We start from the raw sequence: 8,590 nt of genomic DNA, 5'->3' as shown, positions 1-8,590 counted from the left end.
ACCCGACCGCGCGGGCGCTCGGAGTGAACAGAGGGAGCGCAGGGGGGCGCGTTCGCCGCGCGATCTTCCCCGCTGATCATTCCCCGCCTACCGTCGGACGAGGAATGGCAGTACGGCGCGGAGGTTCAACCATGGCGGAACGGCCCCCGCGAGCAACCGGGAACTCTCCCGACCCCACGCGACCCGGCACCGCACCCGCCCACCCGGACCCCGCCCCCGCCACCGCGTCGGACGCCCTCCCGGCCACCGCCCCGAGCGGCGGCTCCACCGCCCGTCGGCACGCTCTGCGGACGGCGCGGGGTGCGCGTTCCGCGCGTCCGGCGCAGGCCGGGCGGAGCCGTGATGCGGAGCCGGTGGGCGAGGCCCGGTGGCGGGTTGCCGCCGAGGCCCGTGACCGGGTGCTGGACCGGTCCCTCGTGTGCGTGCGGGACCTCGCCGGACGGCCGCGCGGCCTCGGCTTCGCCGCCGACCACGAGGGCACGGTGATCACCAGTCACGAGGCCGTCGACGGCCTCTCCCGCCTCGTGCTGCACCTGCCCGGCGGCGAGGAGCGCTCCTGCCTGGTGACCGCCGACGCGGTGACCCCGCTGCCCGGCCTCGACCTGGCCCTGGTGCGCACCGAGGGCCTGGACGCCGAGCCCCTTCCCCTCACCGTGCGGGACGGCGTGGAGACGGGGACGTACGTCCGTATCGCCGCCGGCGGCTGGCGCGAGGCGCGAGTGCTCGGCGCCGCCTCCGTGACGTACACCGCCACGGACCGCTTCCACCTCGTCGAGGACGCGCTGGAACTGGCCATCGGCACGGCAGGCCGCGACGCGCTGCGGCTGGGCGGCGGCGCGGCCGGGGGACCGGTGCTCGACGGGGCGACCGGGGCCGTGGTCGCCGTCCTCGGCACAGCCCTGCAAACCGGCCACCGCGACGCCGGCTTCGCGGTCCCACTGATCCCACACGCCCTCGGCCTCACCCCCGCCTACGGCACCGCCGCCGGGGACGCCCCCGCCGAGCCCACCCCCTGCGAGGGCGCCTCCGGCGCCAAAGCCGCCCTCGGTGCGCTCCTCGTCCGTAACGCCGCCACGGTTCCCGCCTACGGCGCCGATCTCAATCTGGCCGCCGTGCTCGAACTCACCGCCACCTCCCTCGCCCAGGACGGCCCCCACGGGGCCCTGCCGCTCACCGGCCCGCTCGCCGGTCGCCCGACCGTGCACGGCGAAGGAGCCTTCACGCCGGTCCCTTCCGGGCGGTCGGCCCCCCAGTGGGAGCACACCCCGGCTCCCGTCCCGGCCGTCAGCCCGGCCGCGCACGCCTCGTCCCCGTCCCTCCCGTCCGCCTTCACCCCGCCCCCCGTCGAACGGACCGCCCCTGCACGCGACTTGGCCGAGTTCGAGCACGGCCCCGCCCTGGTGCTCGGAGTCGTGGGAGTGCCGGGCAGCGGCCGTACGACCGAGCTCGCCGCCCTGGCCGCGCGGCGGGCACGCGGGGACGCTCCCGCGCCCACCCTGTGGCTGCGCGGCGCGGATCTGGACGCCGCCGACGCCTCGGTCGCGGACGCCGTGGGCCGGGCGCTGGACCGTGCCGCCCGTATCGTCGCGGCGTCCCGCGCACCCCTGTCCACCGACCTCGGCGACCTCACCCCGGAGCGCGTCGCCCGCCTCGCCCGCGCCCACGGCCGCCCCCTCCTGCTGCTGCTCGACGGCCCCGAGGAGATGCCCCCGGACCTGGCCCACCGCCTGGCCGACTGGACCGAGGGAACCGCGCGCTGGCTGCGGAGCACGGGCACACGGCTCGTGGTCGCCTGCCGCGAAGAGTACTGGGAGGAGGCGGGCGCCCGCTTCCCGTCCGGGCTGCTCCACACCCCGGCCGCGACCGGAGCCGCCAGCGGCGCCCGCGGCCACCACGTCCCGCCCTGCCTGCGCCTCGGTGACCTCACCGCGGAGGAGGCCCGCCGGGCCCGCTCGGCGCACGGCGTCCCGGACGGCGTACTGGTGGCGGCCGACGCCCGCCACCCGCTCACCCTCCGTCTCCTGGCGGAGGTGCGCGCGGCCCTGCCCGACCCCGCCGGGCTGCCCGTCCTCGACCGCGACGACGTGCTCGCCGCCCACCTCGACCTGATGTGCCTGCGCGTCGCGGTCCGCCTCGCCGCGGAGAACGGCCTGCGCGGCACCGCGGTACGGCGGCTGGCCGCGAAGGTGAGCGGCCAGGTCCACGAGGCCGCCCGCCGCAGTCTGAGCCCCGGCGGGGGCGAGCTCGACCGCGCGGCCTTCGAGGAGATCTTCCCGTGGGGGCCCGCCCCCGCCCGCCTGGGCGGCGGCACCGGCTGGGCGTCCGCCGTCCTCACCGAGGGCCTGCTCGTCCCGGCCGGCGGCGGCTACCGCTTCGCGCACGAGGAACTCGCCGACTGGATCCAGGGCATCCACCTCGACCTGGACGAGGCCCTGCGCGTCCTGGTCCACCGCCGCCGCATCCCCGGCGAGCCGGACCACCCGCTGCCCGTCCCGCACCACCGCATCGGGCCGGTCGTGCAGGCCCTGCTCCTCCTCGCCCGCCAGCACGGCACCCGCCGACTGGCCGTACGGCTGGAGGAGTTGGTGTGCGCGCTGGACAGCGACCCGCACTCCTGGTGGGCCTCGCGGCTGCTCGCCGCCGTACTGCTGCGCGTCCCGGACGCGACCCCGTACGCGGCTGTGCTGCGGCTGCTCGCCGAGCGCATCGTGGCCTGGAAGGAGTGCGGACTGCCCGTGCCGGCCGGCTTCGGACCCGGCTTCTGGACCGCGCTGCACCTGACGGCCGCCGACCGCTGCGACCTGCTCCGCCGCCTCCTCCTCGCCGACCCGGCCCCGCCATCGCCGTCCCCGTCCCCCTCCACTGCCCCGGTTCCCGCCCCCGGGGCGCCGGTGGCATCCGATGCCGCCCCCCACTCGCCCCACCCGCCCCGCTACCTCGACGCCGCTGCCCGGCTCCTCGCCGCCGACCCGGCCGCCGTACTGCCGCATCTCACCCGCTGGTTCGACGACGAGCGGCCGCTGCCCGCCGCGCCGCACGCCACCGTGGCCACCGCCGCGCAGGCCCTGCTCCACACCCACCGCCACCGCGCCCCGGACGACCTCATCGAGACCCTGCTCGACCGCGCACACCCCCGCGCCGACGAACTGCTCGCCGTCCTCGCCGAGGAGGAGCCCTCCGCCCTGTGCCGGGCCGTCGACCGCTGGGCCCACGACGATCGCCCCGACCGGCGGGCCGCCGCCGTCACCCACGCCCTGCGCACCGCGCCCCACGCCCGTACGGAGGCCGACCGGCGACTGCTGCGCCAGGCGGCTCTCGCCCTGCTCGCCCGCCCCGCCGACGCCGCCCTGCACGGCGGCGCGCTCGCCCTTCTCGTACGGGATCCGCACGCCCGCGACCGCCATCTGCCGCAGGCCCTGCGGCACTTCGCGCAGGGCGACCCCTATCTGCCGCCGAGCGCCCTGGCCCCGGCGCTCGCCACGCACCCGGAGGCGGTGCTCGCCGCGTTCGGCGAGCGGCTGAGCCGGGGCGGTGACGCCGGTCAGACGCTCGGCGCCCTCGCCGGGGTCAGCACGCCCGCGCTCGCCCGCCGGGTCGCCGCCCCGGTGCGCGAGGCGGTGGCGCGCCGCCCGGAGACGGCCGGGGCGGTGGCGGCGTACGTCGGACGGCGGCTGGACCGGGACCCCACCGCCCGCACACTGCTGTTCACCCTGGTCACCGGTCTCCTCGACGGCGGTCCCGAGCCGTTGCGGGCGGCGCTCGGCGCGGTGCTCGCCGGGCCCGGCACGCCCGCCTCCCGGCCCCTGCGGCGCGAACTCCTCGACTACCTGCTGGCTCGCGAGGACGACCCGGCCGTACTGGACGCGGTGCTGCACGGCGCGGCGCCCAGCGCCGAGGAGGACCTGCGCGACCTCGTCCACCGCGTCGGCCTGCTCCTGGTCCGCACCCCCCAGGGCGCGGCCGTCTTCGACCGGGGTCTGGTCGAGCTGGGCCGGCACGTCCCCGGCTTCGCCGCGCGCACGGCCGGCTGGCTGAGCGAGTCCCCGCAGGACTGGGCCGCCGTCGTGGGCCCCAGCGCCCGCCGCATGCTCGAGAACCTGGCGGGCATGCGCGTCCCCGTGTGAACCGGCGTACGCGTCCCCGTACGCGCCCCACGGGCCGGGTCGCGCGGCGGGAGTGCGCCGGGTCACAGGCACCATGCCGATGCGGGCCGGGGGCGCGCGGCATGGCACCCTTAGACCTGCGGCAAGGCAACGAGAACGACACACACGGACACGGGTTCGACGAGGAGCGGTCACAGTGCAGCGCTGGCGTGGCTTGGAGGACATCCCCGAGGACTGGGGACGCAGCGTCGTCACCATCGGCTCCTACGACGGGGTGCACCGCGGGCACCAGCTGATCATCGAGCACGCCGTGAACCGCGCCCGCGACCTCGGCGTCCCGTCCGTCGTCGTCACCTTCGACCCGCACCCCAGCGAGGTCGTACGTCCGGGCAGCCACCCGCCGCTGCTCGCCCCGCACCACCGCCGCGCCGAGCTGATGGCCGGGCTGGGCGTGGACGCGGTGCTGATCCTTCCCTTCACCACCGAGTTCTCGAAGCTGTCCCCGGCCGACTTCGTCGTCAAGGTCCTCGTCGACAAGCTGCACGCCAAGGCGGTCGTGGAAGGCCCGAACTTCCGCTTCGGCCACAAGGCCGCCGGCAACGTCGACTTCCTCGCCGAGCAGGGCAAGACCTACGACTTCGAGGTCGAGGTCGTCGACCTGTACGTCACCGGTGAGGCCGGCGGCGGAGAGCCCTTCTCCTCCACGCTGACCCGGCGCCTGGTCGCCGAGGGCGACGTCGAGGGCGCCCGCGAGATCCTGGGCCGCCCGCACCGGGTCGAGGGCGTGGTGGTCCGCGGCGCCCAGCGCGGCCGCGAGCTCGGCTTCCCCACGGCCAACGTCGAGACCCTCCCGCACACCGCGATCCCCGCCGACGGCGTCTACGCCGGCTATCTGCACGCGCAGGGCGAGGTGATGCCGGCCGCGATCTCGGTGGGCACGAACCCGCAGTTCGACGGCACCGAGCGCACGGTGGAGGCGTATGCCATCGACCGCGTCGGCCTGGACCTGTACGGCCTGCACGTGGGCGTCGACTTCCTCGCCTTCGTGCGCGGCCAGGCGAAGTTCGACTCGCTCGACGCGCTCCTGGAGACGATGGCCGAGGACGTCAAGAAGTGCCGCGGGATCATCACGGCCGACGCGAAGAGCGCGACGGCCGAGCCCCGGTAAGGCTCCGGGACCTGCTCGTCCCGCAGCTCACCGGGCCCCGGACGCCTCCGTCGTCGCGGCGTCCGCGCGGGCACTCGCCCAGTGGCAGGCGACCTGGGACGTGGCCGCTCCGTCGAGGATCTCCAGGTCCCTGGTGCGGCAGGCGTCGGCGACACCCGCCCGCTCGGCCTCGCCGGACGCGAGGATCTGGCAGCGGGCGTGGAAGCGGCAGCCGGAGGGGATGCGGGAGGGGTCCGGCGGCTCGCCGGTGAGGACGACCGGCGCCCCGGTCGCCTCGGGCAGCACCGACAACAGCGCCCGCGTGTACGGATGCCGGGGCGCCGTGAGGACCTGCTCCACCTCGCCGGTCTCCACGATCCGCCCCAGATACATCACCGCCACCCGGTCGGCGATGTTCCACGCCAGGCCCAGATCGTGCGTCACCACCAGCGCGGACAGCCCGAGTTCGGTACGCAGCCGCAGCAGCAGCGCGAGGATCTCGCCGCGCACCGAGGCGTCGAGCGAGGCCACCGGCTCGTCGGCGACGACGAGTTCGGGCCCGAGGACCAGCGCGCCCGCGATGACCACCCGCTGGCGCTGGCCGCCGGACAGTTCGTGCGGGTAGCGCAGGAAGAACCGCTCGGGCGGCCGCAGCCCCGCCCGGGCCAGCGCCTCGGCGACCGCGGCCCGCTCGTCACCGCCGTGACCGTGGATGCGCAGCCCCTCGGCGACGGCGTCGTACACCGTGTGCCGGGGGTTCAGGGAGCCGCTCGGGTCCTGGAGGATCAGCTGCGCCCGCTTGCGGTACGCCCTGAGCGCGCGGGCGGAGCGGCCGAGCGGGGCGCCGTCGAAGGTGATCCGGCCCGCGGTCGGCGGAACCAGGCCCAGCAGGGCGCGCGCCAGCGTCGTCTTGCCACAGCCCGACTCGCCGACGAGTGCCACGATCTCGCCCGGCCGGATGTCGAGGTCCACCCCGTCCACGGCCCGCGCGGGCGGCTCCCCGTGCCGTCCCGGAAACGTGACCCGCAGCCCCTCGGCACTCAGCAGCGGCGGCGTGACGGCGGTCGTCGTCATGGGGTGCGTCATGGGGTGCTGCTCCTCACCTCGGCGTCGGGGGCGGAGGCGTTCGTGGCCGGTGGCCCGCTTCCTTCCCCCTCCTTGACGTGCACGCACGCCGCACGTCGTCCCGGTCCTGCCGCGCGCAGGGACTGGTCCTCCGTGGCGCATTCGTCCAGGGCGACCGGGCAGCGCGGATGGAACGCGCAGCCCGACGGCACCGCGGTCGGGTCCGGGGGGTCGCCGGGCAGTCCGCGCGGCGCGAACCGCGACGCCGGGTCGCCGATGCGCGGGAAGGCCTCCGACAGGGCCCGGCCGTAGGGGTGGCGGGCGTCGTCGTAGACCTGGCGGGCGGGGCCCTCCTCGACGATCCGGCCCGCGTACATCACCGCGAGCCGGTCGCAGGTGTCGGCGAGGACGGCGAGGTCGTGACTGATCATGATCAGGCCGACCTCCTGCTCGCTCACGAGGTCCTCGATCAGCCGCAGGATCTGCGCCTGGATCATCACGTCGAGCGCAGTGGTCGGCTCGTCGGCGACGATCAGCCGCGGATCGCAGGCCAGCGCCATGGCGATCATCACGCGCTGCCGCTGGCCGCCGGACAGCTCGTGCGGGTAGGCACCCGCCCGCGCGGCCGGCAGGCCCACCTGCTCCAGCAGTTCGCCGGTCCGCTTCCGCGCGCCCGCCGGCGTCGCCTTGCGGTGCAGCAGGATGGGCTCGGCGATCTGGTCGCCGACGCGGTGCACCGCGTTGAGGGAGTGCATCGCGCCCTGGAAGACGATCGACGCCCCGGCCCAGCGCACCGCCCGCACCCGGCCCCACTTCATCGTGAGCACGTCCTCGCCGTCCAGCAGGACCCGACCGCCGGTCCGGGTGCCGGCCGGCAGCAGCCGCAGCAGGGCCAGTGCCAGCGTGGACTTGCCGCAGCCGGACTCACCGGCGATGCCGAGCTTCTCGCCCGCGGCGAGGCTCAGGTCCACCCCGCGCACGGCGGCCGCGCCGCCGGGGTAGGTGACCTCCAGGTCGCGCACCTCGAGCAGGCTCAACGGGACACCCCCAGCCTGGGGTTGAGGACGGCCTCCACCGCGCGTCCGCACAGCGTGAACGCCAGCGCCACCACGGCGATGGCGATGCCCGGCGGCACCAGGTACCACCAGTCGCCGGAGCTGACCGCCCCCGCCTCCCGGGCGTCCTGGAGCAGTCCGCCCCAGGAGACGACCGTGGGGTCCCCGAGCCCGAGGAAGGCGAGCGTCGCCTCGGCGAGGATCGCGGAGGAGATGATCAGGGTCGTCTGGGCGAGCACCAGCGGCATCACATTGGGCAGCACGTGCCGGGACATGATGTGCCAGTGCCCGCCGCCGAGCGCCTTCGCGCGTTCGATGTACGGCCGTGACTCCACCGCCAGCGTCTGCGCGCGCACCAGCCGCGCGGTCGTCGGCCAGGTGGTCACGCCGATGGCCAGCACGATCGTGCCGAGCGAGCGGGACATCACGGTGGCCAGCGCGATGGCGAGCACCAGCGTCGGCATCACCAGGAACCAGTCGGTGACCCGCATCATCACGGTGGCGTACCAGCCGCGGAAGTGCCCGGCGGTGATGCCGATGAGCGCGCCGATCGCCACCGACAGCACCGCCGCGAGCAGTCCGACGAGGAGCGAGACGCGCGAGCCCCAGACCACCAGGCCGAGCAGGTTCCGACCGAACTGGTCGGTGCCCAGCGGGAAATGGGCGCCCGGGCTCTGCAGCGGACGGCCCGGCGCGTCCGTCACGCTCGCCACGTCGGACCCCACGGTCAGCGGCGCGGTCAGCGCGACGAGCGCGAACAGCACGAGCGCGGCCAGGCCGACGACACCGGCCCGGTGCCGGCGGTACTCCTTCCAGAAGCGTGCGGCGGAGGCCCGGCGCCGCCGCCGGGCGAGGGCGCGCGGACCGGGTGCTGCCGCGTCGGTCCCGGTGTTCTCGGCGGCCGGGGCGGTCCCGGTGGTCTCGGTGCTCGGGGTCGTCATCGGCCCACCCTCGGGTCGAGCAGCGGATACAGGAGGTCGGCGAGGGTGTTCATCACGATCACCGCCGAGGCGAAGACGAAGAACAGCCCCTGCACCAGCGGCAGATCGGGCACGCTCAGCGCCTGGTAGAACAGCCCGCCGAGCCCCGGCCAGGAGAAGACCGTCTCGACGAGGATGACCCCGGCCACGGTCCGGCCGAGGTTGACGAAGACCAGCGTCACGGTCGGAAGCAGGGCGTTCGGCACGGCGTGCCGGCGCCGTACGAGGTCGTCGCGGAGT

At 76.0% G+C, this 8,590-nt stretch carries 6 protein-coding genes; 2 read left to right on the top strand and 4 right to left on the bottom strand.

Annotated features, from left to right (window positions below; genetic code table 11):
• Window positions 1-416: 416 nt before the first annotated feature.
• Window positions 417-4,124 carry a trypsin-like peptidase domain-containing protein gene (locus tag IE249_RS33055; protein WP_189710847.1) on the top strand — a complete coding sequence of 1,236 codons (3,708 nt, stop codon included), beginning with the start codon at window positions 417-419 and terminating at the stop codon, window positions 4,122-4,124.
• 175 nt (window positions 4,125-4,299) lie between these two features.
• Entirely contained in the window at window positions 4,300-5,271 is a 972-nt protein-coding gene (locus IE249_RS33050; RefSeq protein WP_189710817.1) for a bifunctional riboflavin kinase/FAD synthetase, read from the top strand.
• Window positions 5,272-5,298: 27 nt separating this feature from the next.
• Here IE249_RS33050 and IE249_RS33045 read toward each other — a convergent pair whose 3' ends face one another.
• The 4 genes from IE249_RS33045 to IE249_RS39265 all read right to left on the bottom strand — a co-directional run.
• Entirely contained in the window at window positions 5,299-6,324 is a 1,026-nt protein-coding gene (locus IE249_RS33045; protein ID WP_189710846.1) for an ABC transporter ATP-binding protein, read from the bottom strand.
• Window positions 6,325-6,332: 8 nt separating this feature from the next.
• On the bottom strand, window positions 6,333-7,352 hold the full coding sequence (locus tag IE249_RS33040; RefSeq protein ID WP_189710815.1) for an ABC transporter ATP-binding protein: 1,020 nt from the start codon (window positions 7,350-7,352) through the stop codon (window positions 6,333-6,335).
• Complete coding sequence (locus IE249_RS33035; protein ID WP_189710812.1) at window positions 7,349-8,311, bottom strand: ABC transporter permease; 963 nt, start codon at window positions 8,309-8,311, stop codon at window positions 7,349-7,351. The genes IE249_RS33040 and IE249_RS33035 overlap by 4 nt, the downstream gene beginning before the upstream one ends.
• A partial coding sequence (locus IE249_RS39265) for an ABC transporter permease subunit (protein ID WP_229859790.1) occupies window positions 8,308-8,590 on the bottom strand: 283 nt, incomplete at its 5' end. The genes IE249_RS39265 and IE249_RS33035, both read right to left, overlap by 4 nt.

Source organism: Streptomyces anandii JCM 4720 (genome assembly GCF_014650655.1).
In the GTDB taxonomy this organism is placed as follows: Bacteria; Actinomycetota; Actinomycetes; order Streptomycetales; family Streptomycetaceae; genus Streptomyces; species Streptomyces anandii.
Note: the sequence above shows the minus strand (reverse complement) of the source record. Positions and strands in the feature narration are given on the sequence as shown.

Coding starts and splice junctions, on each gene's coding strand:
- IE249_RS33045 (WP_189710846.1), bottom strand. CDS start 6,324: ATGACGACGACCGCCGTCACGCCGCCGCTGCTGAGTGCCGAGGGGCTG.
- IE249_RS33035 (WP_189710812.1), bottom strand. CDS start 8,311: ATGACGACCCCGAGCACCGAGACCACCGGGACCGCCCCGGCCGCCGAG.